Genomic DNA, 25,803 nt, shown 5'->3' with positions numbered 1-25,803 from the left:
ACTTGATCCCTCCGTCCCCTTTTCTTCAACCGGCCTGCTCGACCAGGTTGGCGAGTTCGTCCGCATCGAATCCGGCCAGCAGGCGCGCTTCCATGTTGAACGGCCCGTGCAGGTAGCCGCCGGCGTACTCCACCAGCAGCTCCTTGAAACGCGTGCGCGGCTCGGCACCGGCGCGGTCGCAGTACCAGCGATACCAGCGCGAACCGGCGGCAACATGCGCCACTTCCTCACGCAGGATCACCTCCAGCACATCGGCGGTTTCGCCATCGCCGACATTGCGCAGCTTCTCGATCATGCCCGGGGTGACGTCCAGGCCACGCGCTTCCAGCACGCGCGGCACCAGCGCCATGCGCGCCAGGCCGTCATGCGCGGTCTTTTCGCACATTTCCCACAGACCGTTGTGTGCGGGGAAATCCGCATAGTCGTGGCCATGCACCTGCAGGCGCTCGCGCAGCAGCATGAAATGCCGCGATTCGTCATCGGCACAGCTGACCCAATCAGCATGGAACGCCGACGGCAGGCCCCGGAACCGGTACACCGCGTCCCAGGCCAGGTCGATCGCGTTGAGCTCGATATGGGCAATCGCGTGGATGAAGGCAGCCCGCCCTTCCACGCCACCCAGTCCACGCCGTGGCACCTCGCGCGGATGCACCAGCACCAGTCGTCCCGGACGACCCGGCATGCAGATCGGATCCGGCGGCGGCGCATCCGCGGCCACCTTCAGGCGGCCGGCACGGAACGCGGCCGCATACGCCTGGGTCAATGCGACCTTGCGCAGCGGATCGGCTTCAGCCAGGCACTGCTGCGCAGCGCGCAGCAGGTCGCCACCAACGTCGGGCACATCCACCACGCCTGATCCTCAGGCGCGGCGCTTGTGCTTGGCATCGTCCGAACGCAACTGCTGGATGCGCTCGAAGTAGCCCGGCTCGATACCGGTCGGGTAGTGGCCGTTGAAGCAGGACGAATCGAAGCTGCGCAGCGCCTGGTTGCCTTCGCTCACCGCCGCTTCCATGTCTTCCAGGTCCTGGTAGATCAGCCAGTCGCAGCCCAGGTGGGCCTCGATCTCTTCCACCGTGCGGTTGTGCGCGACCAGCTCTTCGGCCGCCGGCATGTCGATGCCGTAGATATTCGGGTAACGCACCGGCGGCGCGGCGCTGGCCAGGTAGACCTTGCGCGCGCCGGCATCACGGGCCATCTGCACGATCTGCTGGCTGGTGGTGCCACGCACGATCGAATCGTCCACCAGCAGCACCACGCGGTTGCGGAACTCCAGGTGGATCGGGTTGAGCTTGCGGCGCACCGACTTCACGCGTTCCCCCTGCCCCGGCATGATGAAGGTGCGGCCGATGTAGCGGTTCTTGATGAAGCCTTCGCGGTACTTCACCCCGAGCACATTGGAGATCTCCAGCGCGGCATCGCGCGAGGTATCCGGGATCGGGATGATGGTGTCGATGTCGTGGTCCGGGCGCAGGCGCAGGATCTTCTCGCCCAGCTTGATGCCCATGCGCATGCGTGCCTTGTGCACCGAGACGTTGTCGATCATCGAATCCGGTCGCGCGAAGTACACGTATTCGAAGATGCACGGGGTGTGCTCGGCCGGCTCGGCGCAGATTTCCGAGAACAGCTCGCCGCGCGCGGTGATCACCAGCGCTTCGCCCGGCTGCACGTCACGCACGCGCTGGAAACCCAGCACGTCCAGCGCGGCCGACTCGGACGCCACGATGTACTCGTCGCCTTCTGCGTGGCTGCGCTTGCCCAGCACCAGCGGACGGATGCCATGCGGGTCGCGGAAGGCCACCAGGCCCAGGCCCAGCACCACGCTGACCACTGCATAGCCGCCCTTGCAGCGGCGATGCACGCCGGCCACCGCGCGGATCGCGGCTTCCGGGCTGAGCTGGCGCTGCTGCTCCAGTTCGTAGGCAAACACGTTCAACAGCACTTCGCTGTCCGAATCGGTGTTGACGTTGCGCCGGTCCTGTTCGAACACCTGCTGGCGCAGCGCCTCGGTGTTGATCAGGTTGCCGTTGTGGGCCAGCGCGATGCCGTAAGGCGAATTCACGTAGAACGGCTGTGCCTCGTCCATGCCTTCCGAACCTGCCGTCGGATAGCGCACGTGCGCGATGCCGACGCTGCCTTCCAGCGTGGACATGGTGCGGGCGTCGAACACATCGCGGACCAGGCCGGTGGCCTTCTGCACCCGCAGGCGGCTGCCATTGGCGGTGGCGATACCTGCCGCGTCCTGGCCGCGATGCTGGAGAACGGTCAAGCCGTCATACAACTGCCCGGCGACGTTCTGGTTGCCGACGATTCCGACGATGCCACACATGGTGCGAGGTCTCCGCTGGGCTGTGCCCAGTTACAAGGAAGGTGGCCGTACCTGGCCGCGGTGGTCGCCGCGCCTGCGGTCGACATTGGCCGGATCGTCCGGCTCGATACTGTCCGGCAGTGCTGGGGCGTCCGGGCGCACTTCGGCCGGATCGTATGCATCGCCCTGTTCCGCTTTCGCGGGCCGCAGCCATCCGCCGCCCGCCACTACCTGGTTGAGGATGCCATTATCGCCTGCCGCGCCCGGCTTTCCCAACCCGGCGCCTGCGTTCTTCCCCAATTCCATCAATGCAGATGGGGACAGCATGTCGGTCGGCAAGGCCTTGGGCAGCATGTCGGCGCCGGGTACCTGCCAGTGCGGCAGCTTCCCGTTCATCCAGGCCACGGCCGGATTCAGCACCGGGCGAACCGCCGAGCGCTTCCAGGAGGGCTCGGCGGTCAGCGGGGTGAAGCCGGCCAGCAGCACCAGGATCGCCGCGATCAGGCCACCGCGCACGGCCCCAGTACACCGCCCAGCAACCGGTCCAGGCTGGTCAGCATGCTGCGGTGGATCATCGCCTTGATGACCATGCCGATCACCGCGACCACGATCATCACGCCAATACCCACGCCCAGGTAGCCGCCGACGAAATGTTCGCCGCCAGGTGCCGCGGGTGCCGCCCACCAGCGCGCGGCATCGTTGCCGAAGGCGAAGGCCGCCCACGCGGCCAGCAGCCACGACAACGTGCCGATGACGATTCCCACGAAGCCACGCAGCATCCCGAGCAGGGTCGAGGCAGCGATCACGATCAGCAGCACCACGTCGATCATGGCGCCCCGCTCCTTCGGCGGCGCTGGCAACGGGCCTGCACGTCGGTCATGGGTGCGGTCGGACCATGCCGGCGACGCCAACCTTGGCGGCGACCTGCGCCTTCAGCTGTTCGGCGTCAGCCCGGTTGGCCACCGGTCCGACACGGACGCGATGCAGGGTGCCCTTTTCGGTACGCACCTGCTCGACGAAGGCGCTGAAGCCGGCAGCACGGACCTTGTCACGCAGCGCATTGGCATCGCTGGCCTGGCCGAACGCGCCCAGCTGCACGGCGAAGCCGACGCCGCTGGCCGCCGGTGCAGCCGGCGTGGCCGGTGCCGTCGCCGGCTTGCTGGCGGTGGCCTCCGGCTTCGGCTCGGGCTTCGGGGTTTCGGGCTTCGGCGCCGGCTTCGGCGGCTCGGGCTTGGCCGCCGGAGTGGCCGTCGCAGTCGGCGTACTCGGCGGCAGGCTTTCGCTACGCACCGGGTTGCTGCTGGCGGACGGCGAGGTGGCTGCGGACGGGGTACTGGCGCTTGGCGTAGCCGGTGCCGGGGTAGCTGCCACCGGGGCGCTGCTGCCCGTAGCGGCATCCAGAGTGATCACTTCGGCCTTCACATCGGCGCGGATCTTCACCGCCTGCAGCCGGGCCGCCTCGGCCTGTGCACGGTCGGCATACGGCCCCACGCGCACACGCCATGCCTGACGGCCGTTGATGGTAGTCGCTTCTGCGAAGCCCGGCAGCTGCGAGCGCTGCAGGTAGGCGATCACGGCATCGGCGTCGGCCTTGCTGCCGTATGCGCCGAAAGTGACGGCGTAGTTGCCAGCGGCAACCGCCGGGGACGTGTCCACGGTCGGCGGCGTGGCCGGCGTGGCGGCCTCCTGCAGCGGCTTGGCCTGCCCGGTCTGCAGGCCGGTAGCCCCACCGGCCGGGCCACCAGCGGCAGTTCACGGGTTTCGAACTGGCCATCGGCCGGTGCATCCGGCGCGGCGATCGGCACCGAGGCCACGCCGCTGTCCGGTGCAGGCCCCTTGACCAGCATCGGCAGGAAAATCACGGCCAGTGCAACCAGCACGATGGCACCAATCAGACGCTGTTTCAGAGGCGTATCCACGTGAGGCGGCAACTGTCCGGAGGTTGCGGTCGATTATACGGGTGCCGGACCGGACGGCGTCGGGATTGGCTGAACGTGGCTCAGGCGCTGCCCTGCAACCACTGCAACGCGGCGGCAGCGGTATGGAAGGAGCCAAACACCAGTACGCGGTCACCGCGCTCGGCCCGGGCCAGTACCTGCGCCAGCGCCTGTTCGACCGAAGCGGCCAGCTGCGCGCTGCCAGCAGCGGTCTCGGCCAGGCGCGCCTGCAACTGGGCGGCACTCTGGCCACGCGGGCCGTCCAGGCCGGCAAGGGTCCACTCGCCAACCACGCCCTGCAATGCCTGCACCACACCCGCCGCGTCCTTGTCCTGCAATGCGGCATACACCGCCAAGGTGCGCCCGGCCGACGCCTCGGCCTTCAGCGCGCGCGCCAGCTGGCCCGCCGCCTGCGGGTTATGCCCGACGTCGACGCGGATCTGCACACCGCCACGCTCGAACGCCTGCAGGCGGCCCGGAATGCGCGCCGCCGCGATACCGGCGGCCCACGCCGCGCGCGGCACCGGCTTGTCCAGCGCGCGCAGCGCGGCGATGGCCGCACCGGCATTGGCCAGCTGGATCGGGCCGGCCAGCGCCGGGGTCGGCAGCTCCATGCGCAGGCCGACGTCGCGCCAGCGCCAGCGCTGGGCGTCGATCGGCTCGTAGAAGTAATCGCTGCCGCCGCGGATCGCGTTGGCACCGACCAGGTAGGCACGCGCGAGCACGCTCGAGGGCGGGTCGGTCTCGCCCAGGATCACCGGCTTCCAGCCGCGGATGATGCCGGCCTTCTCGGTGCCGATCGCCTCGCGGTCCTCGCCCAGCCATTCGGCGTGGTCGATGTCCACGGTGGTGATCACCGCCACGTCGGCATCGACGATGTTGACCGCATCCAGGCGGCCGCCCAGGCCCACTTCCAGCACCGCCAGGTCCAGCCCGGCGTCGGCGAACAGCTGCAGCGCAGCCAGCGTGCCGTACTCGAAATAGGTCAGCGTGGTCTCGCCACGCGCGGCCTCGACCGCACTGAACGCAGCGACCAGCGCGGCATCGTCCACGTCCTGGCCGTCGATGCGCACGCGCTCGTTGTAGCGCAGCAGGTGCGGCGAGGTGTACGCGCCGACCTTCCAGCCGGCGGCACGTGCAATGGCTTCGATCAAGGCCACGGTGGAGCCCTTGCCGTTGGTGCCACCGACCACGATGGTGCGCTTGGCCGGCGCCCCCAGGCCCATCGCCGTGGCCACGGCGCGCACGCGCTCCAGGCCCATGTCGATGCTCGCCGGATGCTGGCGTTCAATGTAGTCCAGCCAGTCGGCCAGGGTGGTCGGGGTGTTCGTCACGGCAGCGGTTCCAGCAGAAGCAGTTGGTGCGAGGGGATCGATCAGAGTGCGCGGTGCTTGGCTTCGCCGAAGAACGGCGTGTGGTGGGCGCAGTCGTTCAGGCGCACCACTTCCAGGCTGTCAAGGTCGGCGCCTTCGAGCAGGTTGAGCGTGGTCGGTGCCTGGCGGAAGGTCCACAGGCGGGAGATCGGCAGGCCCAGCACCTTGCACAGGATCACGCGGTTCACCGCGTCATGGGCAACCACCAGCAGGGTGTCGTGCTCGCCGAGGCCGTCGGTGGCGCGGGCCAGGCCGCGCCAGCTGCGCTCCAGCACCAGGCGCAGCGATTCGCCGCCGGGCATCAGCACGGTATCCGGCTCCTCGCGCCAGGCCTGCAGGCGCGACGGATCCTTCTCGTGGATCTCGCTGGCCAGCAGCCCTTCCCATTCGCCGTGGGCGATTTCCTGCAGTTCCGGCTCGGTCAGCAGCATGTCGGCACGGGCGGCGCCAAGCGCCAGCTGCGCGGTGCGCTGCGCGCGCGACAGCGGCGAGGCGACGGCACGGGTGATGTCGACCGAGGCCAGGCGGGCACCCAGTGCCTGGGCCTGGGCTTCGCCGATCGGCGACAGCGGGATGTCGATCTGGCCCTGATAGCGGCCTTCGGCGTTCCACGGCGTTTCACCGTGGCGGGCAAGCAGGATGCGCATGCGTGCAAGGGGTCCTGGGGGGAGGAGGTTCCCGCGTTTCGTTCACATCCTGTGAAGTGCGCGGAACACGGATGATACCTGTTCGGCGCGCCGGGTCGGGGCGGGCATGAAAAAACCCCGCGACGTGGGTCGCGGGGTTTCGGAATTCCCGGCCATCGGGTCGGGTTTGCCGGCCAGCGGCCGGCACTACCGCAACCGGTTTATTTCGCCAGGTTCAGTTCCTTCAGCAGCTGCGGCGCCGGCGCCACTTCCTGCATGATCCACTGCATGTAGCGGCTGTCGACGGCGATCATGCGGGTCATCACCGGGTCGAACACCCAGTTGGAGCTGACCGATTCCCAGTTGCCGTCGAATGCCAGGCCGACCAGCCTGCCGTTGGCGTCCAGCACCGGCGAACCCGAGTTGCCGCCGGTGATGTCCAGGTTGGACAGGAAGTTCACCGGCACCGAACCGATGCGCTTGTCTTCCAGGCCGCCATAACGCTTGGCCTTGACCGCATCGAGCAGCGCCTTCGGCGAATCGAACGGATCTTCACCGGTTTCCTTCGCCGCCACGCCTTCCAGGGTGGTGAACGGGGTGTACTTCACGCCGTCCTTGCCGTAGCCCATGACGTTGCCGAAGGTGATGCGCAGCGACAGGTTGGCGTCCGGGTAGACGAACTCGCCCTGGCTCTTCTTGTAGTCGGCCACGGCCTGCAGGTACAGCGGACGCGCGGTCAGCGATTCACCTTCGCGGATCTTCTTCTGCTCTTCCTGCTTCAGCAGTGCCGGCATGACAGCCACGGCGTACTGGATGGCCGGATCGCTGCTGGCTTCAAACGCGGCACGGTCGGCCTTGAACCACTTCAGGCGTGCGTCCAGGCTGCCGAGCTCGGTACCCGACAGCTTGCCCACCAGCGCCTTGACTGCGTTGGCATCGCTACCGGCCAGCCACTTGTTCAGCACTTCATTGTCGCGCTGCGCGGCCGGCAGGGCCACGTACTGCTCCAGCCAGTAGGCCTGCAGCTGCTGGTCCATCTTCGCCACGTAGCGGCGGTCCATCTGCTTCAGGCCACCTTCAATGGTGGTCAGGTCGCGTTCCTGGTAACCGGCTTCGCGCTCGGCATCCGGCTTGCTGCGCTCGATCGACAGACGGTACAGGGTGATTGCCGCGCCAACGGCCGAGGTGTTGTTGAACTGGCCGACGAACAGGTCGCGTTCGCGGGTCGACTTGCTGGTATCCAGATGCTTGAGCAGCTGCGCATGTGCGGCCAGCGCGGGCTTGCCGGCAGCGCCCTGCTTCTTCAGCCACGCCAGTACGGCGGCCTCTTCCGCCTGTTTCTGGCCGGCAGCGTCGATGCGCTTGAAGCCTTCCAGCTGGCCCAGGTAGTTCTTGGCCACGTTGTTCATGCTGGCGGCGGTGGCGGCGTACTTCACCTTGACGTCGGCGTCGGCCTTGCCGGCGTCGGCGATCATCTTGAGCACGGCGTTGTAGTGCTTGGCGATGGTCGGGTAGGTGAAGCTGGCGGTTTCGTTGAACTCACCGGCCAGCGCATAGCGGTTGGTGCGGCCCGGGTAGCCGGCCACCATCACGAAGTCGTCGGCGCCCAGCGGCTGGTCGGCGAACTTCAGGAAGTGCTTGGGCTGGTACGGCACGTTGTCGGCGGCGAAGGCGGCCGGCTTGCCATCCTTGCCGACGTAGGCGCGGTAGAACGAGAAATCGCCGGTGTGGCGCGGCCACATCCAGTTGTCGACGTCGCCGCCGAACTTGCCGACGCTGCCCGGGGGCGCGTAGACCAGGCGCACGTCCTTGATTTCCATGTTGCGGAACAGGCGATAGGTGTTGCCGCCGGAGAAGCTGTACAGGCGGCAGCGGAAGCCGGCATCGGCTTCACAGGCGGCAACCTGGGCCTTGTCGAAGGCGTCCAGCGCGCGACTGCGGGCCAGCGGGTCGTTGCCTGCGGCGGCGATGGCGGCCTTGGCCTGGGCGGTGACGTCGGTGATCTGGTCGAGCACGAACACGCGGGCGTTCGGGCCGGCGCTCAGTTCATCCTTCAGGGTCGGTGCGTTGAAGCCGTCCTTGATCAGGTTCTTCTGCGCGGTCGAATTGAGCTGGATGGCGCCATACGCGCAGTGGTGGTTGGTGACCACCAGGCCCTGCGGCGAGACGAAGCTGGCGGTGCAGCCCCCAGCGCAACCACCGCACCCATCGGGTCACCGGTCAGGTTGGCCAGCTGCTCCGGGGACAGCTTCAGGCCGGCCTTCTGCAGCGGCCCGGCGATTTCCGGCAGCTGCTGCGGCACCCACATGCCTTCTGCGGCGTGGGCGACCTGGACCAGCCCAAGGCTGGCGACGATGGAGAATGCAAGCAGGTTCGAGCGCATGGAGCGGCCCCTGGTAGTGGAACCCTCGATTGTAGCCCGCTGCCCTGCCCCGGCCCGAACCCCGGAAGTCATGGGCCTGCTTCTTGCTCTGCCATGCGCACGTCGGCCGCGCACATGGAATCGTCCAGAGGGGGCGTGGTCACCCTGGCCGGGACCGTTGGCGCCATGGATGGCGCCATCGAGCACCATGGATGGGCTTTTGCGTGTCCCGGCCAGGGTGACCACGCCCCCTCCCCCGGAATCAAGGAGGCGCTGCTGTTTGCAGCACGTTCGAAACGCCCGCCGGCGCACGCCTTTCGTTCCGCCACTGCACCCGCAGCGCAACATGGGAAATCCGCGCGGCACCCTATAATCCGCGCTTTCCCCCTGATGAGTTCCACCCCGATGGCGCAGCAAACGATGAAGGCCCTGGTCAAGCGCGAAGCAGCCAAGGGCATCTGGATGGAAGAGGTTCCGGTGCCGACTCCGGGCCCCAACCAGGTGTTGATCAAGCTCGAGAAGACCGCGATCTGCGGTACCGACCTGCACATCTACCTGTGGGACGAGTGGAGCCAGCGCACGATCAAGCCGGGCCTGACCATCGGCCATGAATTTGTCGGCCGCATTGCCGAAATCGGCCCGGGCGTGACCGGCTACGAGATCGGCCAGCGCGTCTCGGCCGAAGGCCACATCGTCTGCGGCCACTGCCGTAACTGCCGCGGCGGCCGCCCGCACCTGTGCCCGAACACCGTCGGCATCGGCGTCAACGTCAATGGTGCCTTTGCCGAATACATGGTGATGCCGGCCAGCAACCTGTGGCCGATCCCGGACCAGATCCCGTCGGAGCTGGCCGCGTTCTTCGACCCGTACGGCAACGCAGCGCACTGCGCACTGGAATTCGACGTGATCGGTGAGGACGTGCTGATCACCGGCGCGGGCCCGATCGGCATCATCGCTGCCGGCATCTGCAAGCACATCGGTGCGCGCAACGTGGTGGTGACCGACGTCAACGACTTCCGCCTGAAGCTGGCCGCCGACATGGGCGCCACCCGGGTGGTCAACGTCGCCAACCAGTCGCTGAAGGACGTGATGAAGGAACTGCACATGGAGGGCTTCGACGTGGGCCTGGAAATGAGCGGCAACCCGCGTGCGTTCAACGACATGCTCGACTGCATGTACCACGGCGGCAAGATCGCCATGCTCGGCATCATGCCCAAGGGCGCCGGCTGCGACTGGGACAAGATCATCTTCAAGGGCCTGACCGTGCAGGGCATCTACGGCCGCAAGATGTACGAGACCTGGTACAAGATGACCCAGCTGGTGCTGTCCGGCTTCCCGCTCGGCAAGGTGATGACCCACCAGCTGCCGATCGACGACTTCCAGAAGGGTTTCGACCTGATGGAAGAAGGCAAGGCCGGCAAGGTCGTGCTCAGCTGGAATTGACCCGAAGGGTCAGTTCCCCCGCATGTTTCCTTATCCCGCGCCTTTGGCGCGCCCCCTTGAACAACAAGGGGGCTCTTCCCCGGATGGGATCAAGAACACTGCGGAATTGAAAAAGGCGCCCGATGGGCGCCTTTTTCGTAAAGCATGCCAGGCAAGCCTGGCACCTACCGAAGCAAGGGTTACTTGCCGACGGCCACGGTCAGCAGCACGCGGCTGTGTGCCAGCTTGCCCGAGTTGTCACGGCCATTGCCGTCGGTACCGTAGTAGCCCAGGCCGACGTTGAACAGGCCGAACTGGCGGCTGACGCCGACGTTCCAGTCGGTGTAGTCCTTGGCCAGGCCCTTCTCGAAGCTGCTGCGGCCGACATTGGCGTTGAGGGTGAAGTCACGCGGCAGGCCCCACTGGCCGCCGACACCGTAGTACCAACCGTCGGTGCCGCTGTTCCACTGGTCATTGGTGTAGGCCACGGTCAGCTTGTAGGTCTCATCCAGCGTGGTGGTGGTCACCAGCTCGTTGTAGTTCTGGTTGCTGGCACCGATGTAGGTATAGCGGTTCAGCAGCACATCGAAGTTGACGCGCGGGGTGACGTCCACGCCGTAACCGATCTGGTAGTCGACCTCGGTGTTCGGGTCGCCCGGACCAAAGTCCACGCCCGACCCCCAGACACCGGCATACAGGCCTACCGGCGAGGTGTAGGTGAAACCGGCCTGCAGGGTCGGCTTTTCGTCGGTCTGCGAGACACCACGGAACAGGTAGTCCGACACGGCGGTGACGTTCCAGCTGTACGGCGATTCGTTTTCCTGGGCACTGGCGGCGAACGGGGCAGCCAGGGTCAAGGCAGCGGCAATGGCGAGGCAGGCACGGGCGTGCTTCATGAGCGTCTCCGGTGGGGGCGGTGGCGTGGAAGGCCGAGGGCGGGCGTATCGGCCGGAACGGGACAGCTCCGGTTCACGAATTTTTAACCACTTTGCTATTGCGATGCAACATGTGCCGGCCGTGGCGATGCCCCGCCCGGGCCGGTCGGCAAGCGGCGATGCCCGTTAGAATCAGCGGTTTCCCGTTCAGAGCCGTGCCCACGCCATGACCGACGCCTCCTCCGCCCTGACCCGCCACTACGCCGAGGAACTGGACGCCATCCGCGCCCAGGGCCTGTTCAAGTCCGAGCGGATCATCACCAGCCCGCAGTCGGCCGAGATCACCCTCGACGACGGCCGCAAGGTGCTGAATTTCTGTGCCAACAACTACCTGGGACTGGCCGACCATCCGGACCTGATCCAGGCCGCCAAGGACGCACTCGATACCCACGGCTTCGGCATGGCCTCGGTGCGCTTCATCTGCGGCACGCAGGACCTGCACAAGCAGCTGGAAAAGCAGATCGCCGACTTCTTCGGCAAGCAGGACACCATCCTGTACGCGGCCTGCTTCGACGCCAACGGCGGCCTGTTCGAGCCGCTGCTTGGCGAGAACGACGCGATCATTTCCGATGCACTGAACCATGCTTCGATCATCGACGGCGTGCGCCTGTGCAAGGCCAAGCGCTTCCGCTACGCCAACTGTGACATGGCCGATCTGGAAGCCCAGCTGCAGGCCGCCGATGCCGCCGGCTGCAAGACCAAGCTGATCACCACCGACGGCGTTTTCTCGATGGATGGCTTCATCGCGCCGCTGGACGAGATCACCGCGCTGGCAAAGAAGTACAACGCCCTGGTGCACATCGACGAATGCCACGCCACCGGCTTCCTTGGCGCCACCGGCCGCGGCTCGGCCGAAGTGAAGGGGTGCTGGAGAAGATCGACATCATCACCGGCACTCTGGGCAAGGCCATGGGCGGCGCACTGGGCGGCTTCACCTGCGCCAGCGCCGAGGTGATCGAACTGCTGCGCCAGCGCTCGCGCCCGTACCTGTTCTCCAACTCGCTGCCGCCGCACGTGGTGGCCGCCGGCATCAAGGCGTTCGAAATGCTGGCTGCCGCTGACGACCTGCGCAGCACCCTGGCCGAGAACACCGCCTACTTCCGCGAGAAGATGACCGCCGCCGGTTTCGACGTGAAGCCGGGCGTGCATCCGATCAGCCCGGTGATGCTGTATGACGCACCGTTGGCGCAGAAGTTCGCCGAGCGCCTGCTGGAAGAAGGCATCTACGCGATCGGCTTCTTCTTCCGGTGGTGCCCAAGGGCCAGGCCCGCATCCGTACCCAGATCAGCGCCGCGCACAGCCGCGAGCACCTGGACCGGGCGATTGATGCGTTCACCCGCATCGGTGTCGAACTGGGCGTGGTCAAGGGCTGATCACGGCCGGGGTCGGATCCCTTTCCGCAGGAAAGGGTTCTGACCCCGCACGGTCAAAGCGTGCCGACCGAGGTCGGCACCCACTGGCGTCACTTCTTTTTCTTCTTGCCCTTCGGCTCTTCCTTGCTGGCCACCACTACCGGCTTGGCGGCAGCGTCTTGGCCATTGCCCTTGGCAACGCGGATGCCGTTGGCCTTCATCCAGGCATCGAACTCATCGGCGGTCATCTTCTTGTCGCCGTTGCTCATCAGGAAGCGGTAACTGCCGCGACCATCCAGCTCCGGGGTCTTCACTTCCACCACCGGGGTCTCGGCAGGCGTTTCCGCCTTGGCCACCTTCTTGTGGCCGCCGCAGGCGGCCAGCAGCACCATCGGCAGCAGCAGGCCTGCACAGCGCAGGGTTTGATTGAGGGTCAGGTGGTACATGGCAGGCTCCGTTCGGGAATGTCGACAGCCAGGCGCCCCCTACGCCTGGAACGGCGGCCGGCAACTGCCGGCCACGGGCGATGATCAGCCCGGTGCAGCGGCCCCCAGCCGCTGCTGGTCGCTGACCTGCAGAACCCGCCACTGGCCCTTGCCGAGATCGCCGAGCACCAGCCCACCGATCGCGACCCGGACCAGGCGCAGCACCTGCAGGTCGAAGGCCGCCAACAGGCGGCGGATATGGCGGTTGCGGCCCTCGTCGAGGACCACCTCCAGCCATGCGGTCTTGTCGCCACTGCGCAGTACGCGCACGGCACGGGCGGCGAGGAGCTCGCCCGCGTCTTCGACACCGGCGCGCAGCGCGGCCAGGGTGTCCTCATCGGGCAGACGATCCACCTGCACGTGATAGGTCTTCTGCGGGCCGGTCTCCGGATCGGTCAGGTGCGCCGCCCACTGCGGATCATTGCTGAACAACAGCAAGCCTTCGCTGGCCTTGTCCAGGCGCCCGACCGGCGCGATCCACGGCAGGCCGGCACCATCGAAGCAGCGATACACGGTGTCGCGACCACGCTCGTCCTGCGCCGTGGTGACCACCCCGCGCGGCTTGTTGAGCATCAGGTACAGGCGCTGCGGCGCCCCCATCGGCTGGCCGTCGACCTCGATCGGCGGGGGCGGACTGGCAATCGGGAACTCGGGATCACGAACGATGCGGCCGGACACGCGTACGCGGCCCTCGGCAATCCAGCGCGCGGCCTCGCTGCGCGAGCACACACCCGCCTTGGACAGCACGCGCGCCAGGCCATGGCGCACGCCACTGGAGACATCCGGAGTCGCACGCCCACGCGGTGCGCGGGAGCGGGAGGCGGGGGCGGCAGGTGGGCGGCGCGTGCGCAAGCCTCTGCTCCCCGCGGCGCTTACTTCTTGTCGACCGGCTTGGTCTCAGCCGGTGCTTCGGCCGGGGCCGGAGTGGCGGCCGGAGCCGGACGCGCCTTGACCACGCGAACGCCGCGCGCCTTCATCCAGGCGTCGAACTCTTCGGCGGTCATGCGCTTGCCGTTCTGGCTCATGTCGAAGCGCCAGGGCGTGTTGTCGAATTCGGTCTGCGGCTTGTAGGCCGCCGGATCGTTCGGCTTCACCGCCGGTGCGCTCGGAATGGCCTTGGCGATGTTCTGGCAGCCGTCGATGCGCAGGCGCTGCAGCACCTGGTCCAGCGACTGCGACGGATCGTAGTTGCTGCTCAGCACACCGGCCGGCATGCCCAGCTGGTTGCCACGGATGTACAGCTCGTCGGCCACTGGCGCGATGGTCGTGGCCGGCAACGGCAGCGGCGAGGCGCTGGTGTTGACCGAGCAATCGACCGCAGCGTGGGCGGCGGGAACCAGGGCCAGCGCCAGGACGGCGGCCGATGCAGAGCGCAGCATGAGGGGCATCCACGGAAGGAAGTGACGCGGCGAGTTTAGCAATGCCGCGTCAGCTTTCAAGCGCCACTTTCAATGAATACGACAACTTATTGGTTTTACGGACAAAAGACCGACGAACGGTTGCCTTGCCGCGTCACAGGCGAGCGTCCTGGCCGCAGAAACAACAAGACCCGGCCGAAGCCGGGTCCTGCTGTGTCCTACGGGCAGAGCGTCAGAACTTAGTTCTGGACGTTCAGCTCGGTACGACGGTTCTTGGCGCGACCTTCCGGGTTGTCCGAACCATCCGGGTTGGTGTTCGGAGCAATCGGACGGCTCTCGCCGTAGCCGATCGGGCCGACCAGGCGACCGGCGTCAACGCCGTTCTTGGTCAGGTAGTTGTACACGGCGGTAGCACGACGCTCCGACAGCTTCTGGTTGTAAGCGTCGGTACCCTTCGAGTCGGTGTGACCGGCAACTTCAACGCGCAGATCCGGGTAACGCTTCAGGATCTCGGTGGCTTCGCTCAGGATCGCCACGGCGTCCGGACGCAGGTTCGACTTGTCGAAGTCGAAGTTGACGCCCTTCAGGTCGATGGAGACCGGAACCGGGCAACCGTCCGGACCGATGGTCTGACCCGGCTGCGAGTTCGGGCACTTGTCGTCGCAGTTGTTGACGCCGTCACCGTCGTCGTCCAGGTCGGCGCAGCTCGGGGCAACCGGAGCCGGAGCCGGAGCAGCCGCGACCGGAGCCGGGCCCAGCGGGATCACGACGCCGACCGAAGCCAGCACGTCGCCGAACCAGCTTTCGTCACGTGCGGCGATGCTCTGGTCGTCGAAGTCAGCGCGGTAGGCCACTTCGGCGCGGACAGCAACGCGCTTGTCGAAGGTGGTCTGCAGGCCGACGCCCAGCTTGGCAGCAACATTGCCGTCCTTACGCTGGCGCGGGCCGTTGTTGTCGAGCGCAGCGTACTCTTCTTCCGACTTCTGGTAGCCCAGGCCACCGACGATGTACGGGTTCCAGCCGCGGCCTTCCTTGATGAAGTGGCGACGCAGGTCCAGCGAGATGCCGTACTGCGACCAGTTCAGGTCCTGGTTGCTGTCGAAGTTCGGGTTCTGGTAGTTCAGCTCACCGTCCAGCGACCAGTTCGGGCTGATGAACTTACCCAGGCCCAGGGTCACGAACGGAGCGTCATTGGTCAGACGGTCGCTGTCCTGGAAGTTGAAGCCGGCCGAACCGGTCAGGTACCAGCGGTCATCGAACTCCTGCGCAGAAGCTGCCTGGGCGAAAGCCAGGCCGCCCAGCAGCGCGGCAGTAAGGATCTTCTTGTTCATTGAATACAGCTCCTATTTCGGGGTATGAAACCGGTAGAGGCATGGGCCAGCACTAGTGCGTCGATGTTCGACAGCCGATTCAGCACGCCACCGCCGCGAACATTATGCTCAGGCGGGTGAAGGCCATGTTAACAGTCCCGTAACATGTGAAGTGTTGCGCCCGACCGTCCACCGGTCCGACGTTGAAACCCTATACAGGATGATGAAAATCCGCAAGACCCACACGCTGCAAGGGTTTGACGGGGTTTAGGTGCGAGAAGCGACATATTGCGCAACGTGCTGCATCACACGGTTCAGCGCGTCTGAGGAAACGTGAGGAACCTTATGATGGGATCACGAACCCAGCCGGAGCCGTGATGAAAGCCGTCGCCCTGAGTCGTGAATACGCGCCCGCCCTGCGTGATGTCCTCCTGCCACCGCCGCTGCCTCCTCGCGGCCGCGATCTGCTGGTGCGGATCGAAGCGGTTTCGGTCAACCCCGTCGATGGCAAGCAGCGGGCCGCCACCGATCCAGCCACCCTTGAGGTTCCCCGGGTGCTCGGCTGGGACGCAGCCGGCGTGGTCGAAGCCATCGGTGACGAGGCCAGCCTGTTCGCCTCCGGTGACGAGGTCTACTTCGCCGGTGACGTGACCCGACCGGGCTGCAACGCCCAGTACCAGTGGGTTGATGAGCGCCTGGTCGCCCGCAAGCCGACCACGCTCGATTTCGCTGAAGCGGCCGCGCTGCCGCTGACCACTCTCACAGCCTGGGAACTGCTGTTCCAGCGCATGCCGCTGCAGCTCGATGGCCGCCGCCACGTGGGCCAGCACCTGCTGGTGATCGGCGGCGCCGGCGGCGTCGGCTCGATGGCGATCCAGCTGGCACGCCATGCCGGTTTCGAGGTGATCGCCACCGCCTCGCGCGAGGCCTCGATCGACTGGTGCCGACAGATGGGGGCCGCGCATATGATCGACCATCGGCAGCCACTGCAGCCCCAGTTGCAGGCGCTGGTCATCGATGCGGTGCAGGTCGCGCTCAATCTGGCCGACACCGACCACTACTGGGATGAACTGGGCCAGCTGCTGGCACCGCAGGGCCACGTCGGCCTGATCGTCGAGCCGCGGGGTGCACTGCGCATCGGCGATCCCTACAAGGCCAAATGCATCGGCATCCACTGGGAATTCATGTTCGCGCGTTCGCGCTTCGCCACCGCCGACTGCATCGAACAGCACCGCATCCTCAGCCGTGCGGCCAGCATGATCGATGCCGGCCAGCTGCGCGGTACGCTCAATGAGACGCTGGGCACGATCAATGCGGCCAACCTGGACATCGCGCATCAGCGCCTGGCCAGCGGGCGCACGGTGGGCAAGCTGGCGCTGGTCGGCTGGGACGACTGACGCCGCAGTGCGGAGCCGATCAGGGGCTCGGCTCTACACCACAGCCTCTACGCGGGATCGACGCTATCTGTAGCGGCGGATTGGCCGGCATCTGTATCTATGGATGACGCAGAAACGGCGATACGGTGGAAACAGATCCCCGCCCCCCCCGGACCGCCATGCCCACCGCCCTGCCCTTGCGCCTGCTGCAATTGATCACCGGCCTGTTCCTGTACGGCTTCGGCGCCTCGCTGATGATCCGCGCCGCCATCGGCGTGGCACCCTGGGATGTTCTGTCGCAGGGCATCGCCGCGCAGACGCCGCTGTCATTCGGCCTGGCAACCAATGCCATCGGTGCATTGGTGCTCCTGCTGTGGTGGCCCCTGCGGCAGAAGCCGGGCCTCGGCACCGTGCTCAACGTGATGCTGATCGGCCCCTCCGCACAGTTCGGGCTGTGGCTGCTGCCGCCGGCCGTCGGCCTTGGCTGGCAGGTGGCGATGTTCTGTGCCGGCATGCTGCTGGTGGCGCTGGCCACCGGCCTGTACATCGGTGCCCGCCTTGGCCCGGGGCCACGCGATGGCCTGATGACCGGTCTGCATGCCCGTGCCGGCTGGCCGATCTGGAAGGTGCGCAGCCTGATCGAAGGCAGCGTACTGCTGCTGGGCTGGTGCCTGGGCGGCAATGTCGGCCTCGGCACCCTCGCCTTCGCCCTGCTGATCGGGCCGCTGTGCGGAGTGACGCTGGGCTGGTTCGGGATCGGTAGGCCTGCTCCGGTAGTGCCGGCCGCTGGCCGGCAACCGCAATCGCCCTGAGTTGACCGGAATGCCGGCCAGCGGCCGGCACTACCGCCCCCGGAGTTCGGGGGCAGCGCCGCAGGCGCGGGGGGTTGGAGGCCGGTGAGTGGGGCCCGCGATTCGCGCAGCGAAACGCGGGAGCGACAGCACGCATGTGCCGAGCGCACCCGGCCAGCGGCCGACACTACCAAACCGTCAGACAGCGGCCAGCCCTCCCAAAGAAGCGGCCCTTGCCCCGGCCGCCGTTTCGCGGCACGCTTCGCGCTTCCGTACGCAAGCGTATCGACCATGTCGCCAGCCAACGAAAGCGCCTATCCCCACCTGTTCGCCCCGCTGGATCTGGGCTTCACCCAGCTGCGCAACCGCGTCCTGATGGGTTCGATGCACACCGGCCTGGAAGATCGCGCCCGCGACTTCCCACGGCTGGCGGCCTACTTCGCCGAGCGCGCCGAGGGCGGCGTCGGCCTGATCGTCACCGGCGGCTTCGCGCCCAATGTGGTCGGTTGGCTGAAGCCATTCGGTGGCAAGCTGTCCTGGCCCTGGGAAGTGCGGCCGCACCGCCAGCTCACCGCCGCCGCGCACCAGCACGGCGCGAAGATCTGCCTGCAGTTGCTGCATGCCGGCCGCTATGCCTACCACCCGTTGTCGGTGGCACCGTCGAAGCTGAAAGCACCGATCAACCCGTTCACCCCGCGCGCATTGTCGGCCAGCGGCGTAGAGCGCCATATCGCCGACTACGCTCGCAGCGCGAAGCTGGCCCGCGAGGCCGGCTACGACGGCGTGGAAGTGATGGGCTCGGAGGGCTACCTCATCAACGAGTTCATCGCCCCGCGCACCAACAAGCGCGCCGATGCCTGGGGCGGCGACGCGCGCCAGCGCATGCGCTTCGCGGTCGAGATCGTGCGCCGCATCCGCGAGGCCTGTGGCCCGGACTTCATCATCATCTACCGCCTGTCACTGGTGGATCTGGTCGACGACGGCAGCGACTGGGACGAGATCGTTCAACAGGCGCAGGCGATCGAGGCGGCTGGCGCAACGATCATCAATTCCGGCATCGGCTGGCACGAAGCGCGCATTCCGACCATCGCCACCTCGGTGCCGCGCGCGGCCTTTGCCGGCGTCACCGCCAAGCTCAAGCCGCATGTGAAGGTACCGCTGGTGGCGACCAACCGCATCAACATGCCCGACGTTGCCGAACGCATCCTGGCCGGTGGCGGCGCCGATATGGTGTCGCTGGCACGCCCGCTGCTGGCCGACCCGCAGTGGCCGAACAAGGCCCGTGCCGGCCGCGCGGAGGCGATCAACACCTGCATCGCCTGCAACCAGGCCTGCCTGGACCACGTGTTCGAGAACAAGCTGGCCAGCTGCCTGGTCAATCCGCGCGCCGCCCACGAGACCGAGCTGGTCTATCGTCCCACTGCTACGCCGAAGACGGTTGCGGTGGTCGGCGCCGGCCCCGCCGGCCTGGCCTGCGCCACTGTCGCTGCCCAGCGTGGCCACCAGGTCACCCTGTTCGATGCCAATGATGAGATCGGCGGCCAGTTCAACGTGGCCAAGCGCATCCCCGGCAAGGAAGAGTTCCACGAGACCCTGCGCTACTTCCGCCACGCGCTGCAGGAGACCGGCGTACAGCTGCGCCTGGGCACCCGCGTCGACGCTTCCCAACTGGCTGGCTTCGACGAGGTGGTGCTGGCCACCGGCATCACCCCGCGCAAGGTCGATTTCCCCGGTGCCGATCACGCCAAGGTGGTGAGCTACCTGGACGTGCTGCTGGGACGGGTCGAAGTGGGCGCCAATGCGGCGATCATCGGCGCCGGCGGCATCGGCTTCGATGTCGGCGAGTTCCTCAGCCACGCCGGTGAATCCCCTCGCTGGATCCGCAGCGCTGGATGGCCGAATGGGGCGTGGACCCCAGCTTCGAGGCACGCGGCTCGCTGGGTCGGCCCGAGGTCGAGCCGTCACCGCGACGCTTGTGGCTGCTGCAGCGCAGCCCGGGCAAGCCGGGCGCGCGGCTGGGCAAGACCACCGGCTGGATCCATCGCGCCACGCTGAAGGCCAAGGGCGTGCGCATGCTCGGTGGCGTCGAGTACCTAGGGGTGGACGACGAGGGCCTGCGCATCCGCGTGGACGGCAGCGAACAGCTGCTGCCGGTCGACCATGTGGTGATCTGCGCCGGGCAGGAACCGAACCGCACGCTGCAGGCCGAACTGCAGGCGGCCGGCATCAACGCGCAGCTGATCGGCGGTGCCGACGTGGCCGCCGAACTCGATGCGAAACGCGCCATCGACCAGGGCAGCCGGGTCGCCGCCGCGCTCTGATGAGCGCCTGAATGGGGGACGGAATGTGATTTCCGTCACCCCGGTTGAACCTGAATGTCAAGCCGAGCGGTTCACGATGCGTTCGGCTATGCCCCCCTACCTTGCGCCATCTTTCCGCTCACCAGCCAGTTTCCGGTGAGCCGGCGCAGTCCCCACGATCGGTACTGATCGTTTCTTTTGGGGCTGCCCACGGGGCGGCCCCGATGGCCGCCTCCCCATGACGCCAAGTCGTCCCCACCTCCTGTCGCCCCGCGGCCGGAACCGGAGGGTGCGGCCCATACGGAGCAAGGAGTTATATGAAACTGGCCTGGATTCTCTGGCTGTCGCAGTTGTTGCCTCAGCCGGCCGCTGATTCACTGTGTTTGAGCACCACCGTCTACCTGGAAGCCCGCGACCAGACCCTGCGCGGCCAGCAGGCTGTTGCCGAGGTCGCCCTGCGCCGTCTCGACAGTGGCCTGTGGGGCGACTCGATGTGCCAGGTGGTCACCGCGCGCAAGCAGTTCGCACCGACCATCGTCTCCCCCGGCACCCAGCTGGGCAATGACGCGGCGTGGAGCGAAGCGATGAACGTGGCCTTCGACGCCGAGCGCAACTGGGCGCTGCCGGCCGGCGAACGCCGCGAGATCGTGCCCGGTGCCAGCCACTTCGCCGCGCTGTCCATCGCCAGCCCGAACTGGCGCAACGCCTACCAGGTGGCGACCATCGGCGATCACACCTTCTACAAGGTGCAGAACCTCAAGCCGCGGCAATCGTAACGATCCGTGCTGGCGGCAGCGTTGCCGGCCGCCGCCGGGCTCTGGGATAGTTGGCGTTTCCCGCCCGCATCACCTGGAGTTCCCATGAAGCTGTACAGCAAGCCCGGTGCCTGTTCCACCGCCGACCACATCGCCCTGCAGTGGACCGGCCAGCCGTTCGAGGTTGAACTGCTGAACAAGGACACCCTGAAGGGTCCGGAATTCCTGAAGATCAATCCGGCCGGTGCCGTTCCCGCACTGGTCGACGGCGACTTCGTGCTGCTGCAGAACGCCGCGATCATGGGCTACATCGCCGACAGCTTCCCGCAGGCCGGCCTCGGCGGTGATGGCAGCCCGCGCCAGCGCGCCGAAGCCACCCGCTGGCTGGCCTTCGTCAATTCCGACGTGCACCCGGCCTTCTCGCCGCTGTTCGCGCCGGGCAAGTTCATCGCCGACGAGAGCCAGTACGACGCGATCCGCGCCGCCGCGCACAAGCGCCTGCGTGGCCTGTTCGAGACCGCTGACAGGCAGCTGGCCGACAAGCCCTGGCTGGCCGGCTTCCGCAGCTTCGCCGACCCGTACTTCTACATCACCCTGCGCTGGGCCGCCGGTACCAAGGTTGATCTGTCCGGCCTGGACAACCTGGCCGCCTACAAGGCACGCATGGACGCCGATGCCGGCGTGCAGGCCGCGCTGAAGGCCGAAGGCCTGGCCTGACCTTGGTCAGGGGTCAGAGCCGTTCGCGTGGCGAACGGATCTGACCCCATCGGCTACCAGGCGGCTCCGCCCCCTCGATTTCATTGGCGCGATCAGCCGATCTGGCGGATCACTTCCCCCTTGGCATCGCGCAGGCAGGTCGGCACCACCTCGATACGCAACCTTCCTGCCAGCGGGTAGACCCCGCGCTCGGCGTGCACCCCTGCCAGGGCCTGCAGGCCCGCCTCGTCCAGTGACCAGCGCGCGCTGTCGGCGGATACGTCCGCCACTTCACCGCCCCCGTCCGCGATGAACTCCCACTGCCGCTCGCGGCTGACCAGTTCCAGCGATCTGCCGTGGCGCAGGCGCAGCGGCAGCAGTTCGCACACGCTCGCCACCTGGCCGGCGCCAAGCACCAGCGTGGTCATGCCCGCCTCCTGGCGCCAGTCCAGTGTCTCGATGAACAGCATGCCGGTGCTGGAGCCTTCGCGCTCGCTGCCGGCCCGCACCTCTGCCGCCAGCGCAGGGTCCTCCAGCAGGTTGCCGCGGTGCAGGTCGCTGACCCACAGCGGCATTGCCGGCTGCAGCGCCTCCAGCACGCCGCGCGTAGACCAGCGCTTGACCGCCTCCATTTCCTCATCGGTCAATCCGACCAGCTGCAGGAACTGCAGGTGGCCATTGGCGGTGTCGCGTGCCGGCAACTGCGGGTCGGCAATGAAGGCCAGGTGGCACAACCGCGTGTCGGTCTCCAGTGCGATCGGGCCGTTGGCATTCAGATGGTGGCCATCCTCGAACACGTTGCCGCTGCCGAACACATAGCGCGCCAGGTTCTGCAGCAGGTTCATCGGCCACACCGGCGGCGTGCTGTCGGCGTTCTCAGCGGCTTCGGCAGCGAGACGGAACGTCAGCTCGAAACCATAGCCGCTGGCGGCAGCATCACTGCTCTCCTTGGCATACAGCTCGGAGAAACCGTAGGTGATGTAGTGCCAATGCGGAACCGGCGCATCCGCCCAGTACACGCTGATGCCATCCAGCGGATCCTGGCCGCCGAGCGTGTAGGGAAGCGCGGTGCCGTAGTGTCGCGGCTCCTGCCCGGCATACAGCGGCGAAAGCGCCGCATTGATCGCGTCCCAGCCGGGGTGTCGGTGTCATCGTGGTCGTCCTGCACGCGGGACTCCTTGTGGGGAAGTGAACCGATCACTTTACGCGGTGGCTCAGGCCTGCACGACCTCTTTCCCAGCGTTTACTACGGCGGACTGGGTTTCCTGCCACCAGCGCTGGGCCAGCGCCGGGCTGCGCGCCTTGCCCACCGCCGCCAGCAGTTCCGGGCAAAGGCGTTCCAGCGCCAGCGCATCGGTGCAGCGTTCGATCTTCAACTGCATGAAGTAGCCCTTCAGCCCCAGATGGCGCCGCACCGCCTCGCTCATCGCGTCGTACAACTGCTGGTACAGCGCCGGGTCCTGTTCGCGGCCGGTGCTGATGCCACGCGCCGGAGCGGCCTCTACGCTCCCGCCGATCACCTCGATCAGTCCCTGTGCGGCCAGCTGCTCCAGTGCATCCGGAGGTGCGCGCAGGCCATCGAACAAGCCGCGCAGTTCGGTGTCATCGCGATGGCCATCGACCATCAGCAGGATTGAACGCAGTGCCGCCGGCAGGCGCCGGCCACGGTCTTCGATTTCCTGACGGCCAGCAGCCGTCTTGGCGTGCAGCAATGCCATTGCATCCCCCTCCCTTGATGCGCCATGCCGGCGTGCCGTGTGCGGGCACGCCCCCCTTATTGCCATCCCCGGGCGGCGCGCGCGTTCCCCGGCGCGCACCGCGTGTTGCAGGTCGATGACAGGCCGAGCTTAGCGCAAGTGCCGCGGGTAGTGCCGTCCGCTGGCCGGCAACCTCGGGATTGATGGGGGGCCGGCCAGCGGCCGGCGCTACCGGATCAACGGCCCAGCGCGCGGCGGATCTCCTCCAGCGCGCTGGGGTCGTCCAGCGTCGACAGGTCGCCCGGGTCGCGCTGCTCGGCCAACGCCTGCAACGAGCGCCGCAGCAGCTTGCCCGAACGGGTCTTGGGCAGCGCATTGACCACGTGCACATGCGCCGGGCGCGCGACCGCACCAAGCGAAGTCGTCACCGTCGCCATCATCTCGGCCACCACCGGCGCCGGATCCTCGCCTTCAAGCCCCTGCTTGAGGGTGACGAACACCAGCGGCACCTGCCCCTTCAGCTCGTCCTTGACCCCGATCACGGCAGCCTCGGCCACGCGCGGATGGCTGGAGATGGCCTCCTCGATCTCGCGCGTGCCCAGACGATGCCCGGCCACGTTGATCACATCGTCGGTACGGCCGAGGATGAAGGTATAGCCATCGTCATCGCGGATCGCCCAGTCCAGCGAGCTGTACAGCAGTTCCTTGAAGTGGCTGAAGTAGCTCTGCAGGAAACGGCTGTCGTCGTTCCACACCGTGCTCATGCAACCCGGCGGCAAGGGCGGCGACACCACCAGCACGCCCTTCTGCCCCGGTGCCACTTCCTCGCCGGTGTTCTCGTCGATCACCTTCATCCGGTAGCCGAGATTGGGGAAGCCCGGTGAACCGAAGCGCACCGGCTTCATCTCCAGGCCCGGCAGCAGGGTCAGTGCCGGCCAGCCGGTTTCGGTCTGCCAGTAGTTGTCGATGATCGGCTTGCCCAGCGCTTCGCTGATCCAGTGCGCGGTGGGTTCGTCCAGCGGCTCGCCGGCCAGGAACAGGTACTTCAGGGCGCGCAGGTCGTGGCGATGGATGAAGTCCGCGTCGTGCTTCTTCAGCACGCGGATGGCGGTGGGTGAGGAGAACATGGTGCGCACGTTGTACTGTTCGCACAGCGCCCACCAGATACCCGGGTCCGGATTCGTCGGCAGCCCCTCGTACAGCAACGAGGTGCAGCCACCGATCAGCGGGCCGTACACGTTGTACGAGTGGCCTACCGCCCAGCCGACGTCGGAAGTGGAGAACATCACCTGGCCCGGCTTGCAGTCGAACACTGTCTCCATCGACTGCGCCATCGCCACCGCGTAACCACCGACATCGCGCTGCACGCCCTTCGGCTTGCCGGTGGTGCCGGAGGTGTACAGCAGGTAGCTCGGCTCGCTCGCTTCAAGCCACTGCACCGGCACATCGACTTCACCAACCTGTGCACGCAGCGCGGCGTAGTCCACGTCGCGACCCGGCACGCGGGGTTCGGCGGCATCCAGCCCACGCGAGACGATCAGCACGTGTGGCGGAGGCGACGCCGCTTCGGCGCAGGCCGCGTCGACCATCGGCTTGTACGGAATCAGCTTGCCACCGCGCATGCCGGCGTCCGCTGCGATCAGCAACTTCGGCTTCGCATCGTCGATGCGCAGCGCCAGGTTGTGCGCGGCGAAGCCACCGAACACCACCGAGTGCACCGCACCGATGCGCGCGCAGGCCAGCATCGCGAACACGGCTTCGGCCATGTTCGGCATGTAGATCACCACGCGGTCACCGTGGCCGACGCCGAGATGCTTGAGCACGGCGGCGAAGTCGTTCACTTCGCGATACAGCTGGCGATAGGTGATCTCGCGGGTGCTGTTGGTTTCGGTGGAAATCGCAACCAGCGCGAGCTGGTCGGCGCGCGTTGCCAGGTGGCGGTCGACGGCGTTGTAGCAGAGATTGGTTTCGCCGCCGACGAACCAGCGCCGGAACGGCGGGTTGCTGTAGTCGAGCACCTGCTGCGGCGGTTTGTGCCAATGGATGCGCTTGGCTTCCTCGCCCCAGAAGGCCTCCGGCTCGTCGATCGAGCGACGGTAGGTTTCCTCGTAGTTCATGACGCAGCCCTCCCAGACAAAGTCATGGGTTCGAGGATAGTCCGGCGCTGGCGCGCGGGCCGCCCTACCTTGGTAGGGGGTGGGTTTTTCATGCAGGGCTGCGCCCTGCACCTGCCGAAGCCGAAGCCGAAGCCGAAGCCGAAGCAACAGCAGAAGCTGGCTAACTTGGGGATGGCGGGGTGGGTCCGGTGGCGGGAGACGCCGTAAACCCGTCCATGGGGGCTTGGCCGCGGCATCCATGCCGCGGACACTCCCGCCACCGGACCCACCCCGCCTTCGACAGATTCCGCGATCTGTCGGAACGGCATATTGTTCTGGTAGGTGTCGACCTTGGTCGACACGGTAGATCCACGCCATGCGTGAATGATTCATTCGATATCTGACAGAAAAAGCGTGTCGACCAAGGTCGACACCTACCAACAGCTGCGCGGAACAACGGCCACCGTTACCAACAGCCGAGTGAACCTGTCGAAGGTGGGGCGGTGTCGGAGTGCGGGGTGTCAGCCGCATGGATGCGGCTGCCAAGCCTACACGGACGTACTTGCGGCGGCCCCGCACTCCGACACCGTCCCGCCAACCCACGTATAGCCCGCTTTTGACATTGAC

General features: G+C 67.0%; 16 protein-coding genes and 6 pseudogenes. 7 read left to right on the top strand and 15 right to left on the bottom strand.

Features of this window, described 5'->3' with window-relative positions; genetic code table 11:
• Window positions 1–25: 25 nt before the first annotated feature.
• The 7 genes and pseudogenes from DL544_RS04150 to DL544_RS04120 form a co-directional block, all read right to left on the bottom strand.
• Window positions 26–850, bottom strand: coding sequence for a ferritin-like domain-containing protein (locus tag DL544_RS04150; RefSeq protein WP_065179519.1), 825 nt, complete (start codon window positions 848–850; stop codon window positions 26–28).
• Between the two features lie 9 nt (window positions 851–859).
• Window positions 860–2,326 (bottom strand): amidophosphoribosyltransferase, encoded by a 1,467-nt coding sequence (gene purF, locus DL544_RS04145; RefSeq protein WP_139726770.1) that lies wholly within the window; start codon window positions 2,324–2,326, stop codon window positions 860–862.
• 30 nt (window positions 2,327–2,356) lie between these two features.
• Window positions 2,357–3,135: pseudogene (locus DL544_RS22315) on the bottom strand (CvpA family protein).
• Window positions 3,136–3,181: 46 nt separating this feature from the next.
• Window positions 3,182–4,224, bottom strand: a pseudogene (locus DL544_RS04135) (SPOR domain-containing protein).
• Between the two features lie 80 nt (window positions 4,225–4,304).
• Complete coding sequence (gene folC, locus DL544_RS04130) at window positions 4,305–5,576, bottom strand: bifunctional tetrahydrofolate synthase/dihydrofolate synthase (RefSeq protein WP_139726769.1); 1,272 nt, start codon at window positions 5,574–5,576, stop codon at window positions 4,305–4,307.
• A 41-nt stretch (window positions 5,577–5,617) separates the two neighbouring features.
• Complete coding sequence (locus DL544_RS04125) at window positions 5,618–6,262, bottom strand: histidine phosphatase family protein (RefSeq protein WP_005415444.1); 645 nt, start codon at window positions 6,260–6,262, stop codon at window positions 5,618–5,620.
• A gap of 200 nt (window positions 6,263–6,462) precedes the next feature.
• Window positions 6,463–8,624: pseudogene (locus tag DL544_RS04120) on the bottom strand (S46 family peptidase).
• Between the two features lie 399 nt (window positions 8,625–9,023).
• Between DL544_RS04120 and tdh the strand changes: the two are divergent.
• Window positions 9,024–10,046 carry an L-threonine 3-dehydrogenase gene (gene tdh / locus DL544_RS04115; RefSeq protein WP_005415442.1) on the top strand — a complete coding sequence of 341 codons (1,023 nt, stop codon included), beginning with the start codon at window positions 9,024–9,026 and terminating at the stop codon, window positions 10,044–10,046.
• Between the two features lie 179 nt (window positions 10,047–10,225).
• On the opposite strand, the gene DL544_RS04110 is transcribed toward tdh, so the two are convergent.
• Window positions 10,226–10,921: a TorF family putative porin gene (locus DL544_RS04110; RefSeq protein WP_111176494.1), complete on the bottom strand. Its 696-nt coding sequence runs from the start codon at window positions 10,919–10,921 to the stop codon at window positions 10,226–10,228.
• A 205-nt stretch (window positions 10,922–11,126) separates the two neighbouring features.
• Between DL544_RS04110 and kbl the strand changes: the two are divergent.
• A pseudogene (kbl, locus tag DL544_RS04105) lies at window positions 11,127–12,333 on the top strand (glycine C-acetyltransferase).
• Between the two features lie 89 nt (window positions 12,334–12,422).
• Here the strand turns inward: kbl and DL544_RS04100 are convergent.
• From DL544_RS04100 to DL544_RS04085, 4 genes are all read right to left on the bottom strand, one after another.
• Window positions 12,423–12,758, bottom strand: a complete 336-nt coding sequence (locus DL544_RS04100; protein ID WP_053501208.1) for a hypothetical protein — start codon at window positions 12,756–12,758, stop codon at window positions 12,423–12,425.
• A gap of 84 nt (window positions 12,759–12,842) precedes the next feature.
• Window positions 12,843–13,649 (bottom strand): pseudouridine synthase, encoded by an 807-nt coding sequence (locus DL544_RS04095; RefSeq protein ID WP_032953965.1) that lies wholly within the window; start codon window positions 13,647–13,649, stop codon window positions 12,843–12,845.
• A 20-nt stretch (window positions 13,650–13,669) separates the two neighbouring features.
• Window positions 13,670–14,176: a hypothetical protein gene (locus tag DL544_RS04090; protein WP_005408235.1), complete on the bottom strand. Its 507-nt coding sequence runs from the start codon at window positions 14,174–14,176 to the stop codon at window positions 13,670–13,672.
• A gap of 218 nt (window positions 14,177–14,394) precedes the next feature.
• Window positions 14,395–15,486: an OmpA family protein gene (locus tag DL544_RS04085; RefSeq protein ID WP_005415437.1), complete on the bottom strand. Its 1,092-nt coding sequence runs from the start codon at window positions 15,484–15,486 to the stop codon at window positions 14,395–14,397.
• Window positions 15,487–15,842: 356 nt separating this feature from the next.
• On the opposite strand from DL544_RS04085, the gene DL544_RS04080 reads away from it, so the two are divergent.
• The 5 genes and pseudogenes from DL544_RS04080 to DL544_RS04060 all read left to right on the top strand — a co-directional run bounded on the left by DL544_RS04080 (window position 15,843) and on the right by DL544_RS04060 (window position 21,404).
• On the top strand, window positions 15,843–16,862 hold the full coding sequence (locus DL544_RS04080) for a zinc-binding alcohol dehydrogenase family protein (RefSeq protein WP_139726768.1): 1,020 nt from the start codon (window positions 15,843–15,845) through the stop codon (window positions 16,860–16,862).
• Window positions 16,863–17,020: 158 nt separating this feature from the next.
• Window positions 17,021–17,653 carry a membrane protein YczE gene (yczE, locus tag DL544_RS04075; RefSeq protein ID WP_139726767.1) on the top strand — a complete coding sequence of 211 codons (633 nt, stop codon included), beginning with the start codon at window positions 17,021–17,023 and terminating at the stop codon, window positions 17,651–17,653.
• Window positions 17,654–17,923: 270 nt separating this feature from the next.
• A pseudogene (locus tag DL544_RS04070) lies at window positions 17,924–19,953 on the top strand (FAD-dependent oxidoreductase).
• 296 nt (window positions 19,954–20,249) lie between these two features.
• Window positions 20,250–20,708, top strand: a complete 459-nt coding sequence (locus DL544_RS04065; protein ID WP_004154513.1) for a cell wall hydrolase — start codon at window positions 20,250–20,252, stop codon at window positions 20,706–20,708.
• 84 nt (window positions 20,709–20,792) lie between these two features.
• The gene (locus DL544_RS04060; protein WP_100477630.1) at window positions 20,793–21,404 is read left to right on the top strand and encodes a glutathione S-transferase N-terminal domain-containing protein; all 612 of its coding nucleotides are present in this window, start codon (window positions 20,793–20,795) and stop codon (window positions 21,402–21,404) included.
• 92 nt (window positions 21,405–21,496) lie between these two features.
• Here the strand turns inward: DL544_RS04060 and DL544_RS04055 are convergent.
• The 3 genes and pseudogenes from DL544_RS04055 to prpE form a co-directional block, all read right to left on the bottom strand.
• A pseudogene (locus tag DL544_RS04055) lies at window positions 21,497–22,551 on the bottom strand (suppressor of fused domain protein).
• Window positions 22,552–22,597: 46 nt separating this feature from the next.
• Window positions 22,598–23,101, bottom strand: coding sequence for a hypothetical protein (locus DL544_RS04050; RefSeq protein ID WP_005415431.1), 504 nt, complete (start codon window positions 23,099–23,101; stop codon window positions 22,598–22,600).
• A 215-nt stretch (window positions 23,102–23,316) separates the two neighbouring features.
• Window positions 23,317–25,197 (bottom strand): propionate--CoA ligase, encoded by a 1,881-nt coding sequence (gene prpE / locus DL544_RS04045; RefSeq protein WP_005415430.1) that lies wholly within the window; start codon window positions 25,195–25,197, stop codon window positions 23,317–23,319.
• Window positions 25,198–25,803: the final 606 nt, after the last annotated feature.

This window comes from Stenotrophomonas sp. pho (assembly GCF_006228405.1).
In the GTDB taxonomy this organism is placed as follows: Bacteria; Pseudomonadota; Gammaproteobacteria; order Xanthomonadales; family Xanthomonadaceae; genus Stenotrophomonas; species Stenotrophomonas sepilia.
This window is presented reverse-complemented; position numbering and strand designations above follow the sequence as displayed.

Bases quoted from the DNA above. Each gene is read 5' to 3' on its own strand.
- DL544_RS04085 (WP_005415437.1), bottom strand. From the start codon at position 15,486: ATGAACAAGAAGATCCTTACTGCCGCGCTGCTGGGCGGCCTGGCTTTC.
- DL544_RS04125 (WP_005415444.1), bottom strand. From the start codon at position 6,262: ATGCGCATCCTGCTTGCCCGCCACGGTGAAACGCCGTGGAACGCCGAA.
- DL544_RS04050 (WP_005415431.1), bottom strand. From the start codon at position 23,101: ATGGCATTGCTGCACGCCAAGACGGCTGCTGGCCGTCAGGAAATCGAA.
- DL544_RS04110 (WP_111176494.1), bottom strand. From the start codon at position 10,921: ATGAAGCACGCCCGTGCCTGCCTCGCCATTGCCGCTGCCTTGACCCTG.
- DL544_RS04060 (WP_100477630.1), top strand. From the start codon at position 20,793: ATGAAGCTGTACAGCAAGCCCGGTGCCTGTTCCACCGCCGACCACATC.
- tdh (WP_005415442.1), top strand. From the start codon at position 9,024: ATGAAGGCCCTGGTCAAGCGCGAAGCAGCCAAGGGCATCTGGATGGAA.
- DL544_RS04065 (WP_004154513.1), top strand. From the start codon at position 20,250: ATGAAACTGGCCTGGATTCTCTGGCTGTCGCAGTTGTTGCCTCAGCCG.
- DL544_RS04080 (WP_139726768.1), top strand. From the start codon at position 15,843: ATGAAAGCCGTCGCCCTGAGTCGTGAATACGCGCCCGCCCTGCGTGAT.
- yczE (WP_139726767.1), top strand. From the start codon at position 17,021: ATGCCCACCGCCCTGCCCTTGCGCCTGCTGCAATTGATCACCGGCCTG.
- DL544_RS04090 (WP_005408235.1), bottom strand. From the start codon at position 14,176: ATGCTGCGCTCTGCATCGGCCGCCGTCCTGGCGCTGGCCCTGGTTCCC.
- DL544_RS04100 (WP_053501208.1), bottom strand. From the start codon at position 12,758: ATGTACCACCTGACCCTCAATCAAACCCTGCGCTGTGCAGGCCTGCTG.
- purF (WP_139726770.1), bottom strand. From the start codon at position 2,326: ATGTGTGGCATCGTCGGAATCGTCGGCAACCAGAACGTCGCCGGGCAG.
- prpE (WP_005415430.1), bottom strand. From the start codon at position 25,197: ATGAACTACGAGGAAACCTACCGTCGCTCGATCGACGAGCCGGAGGCC.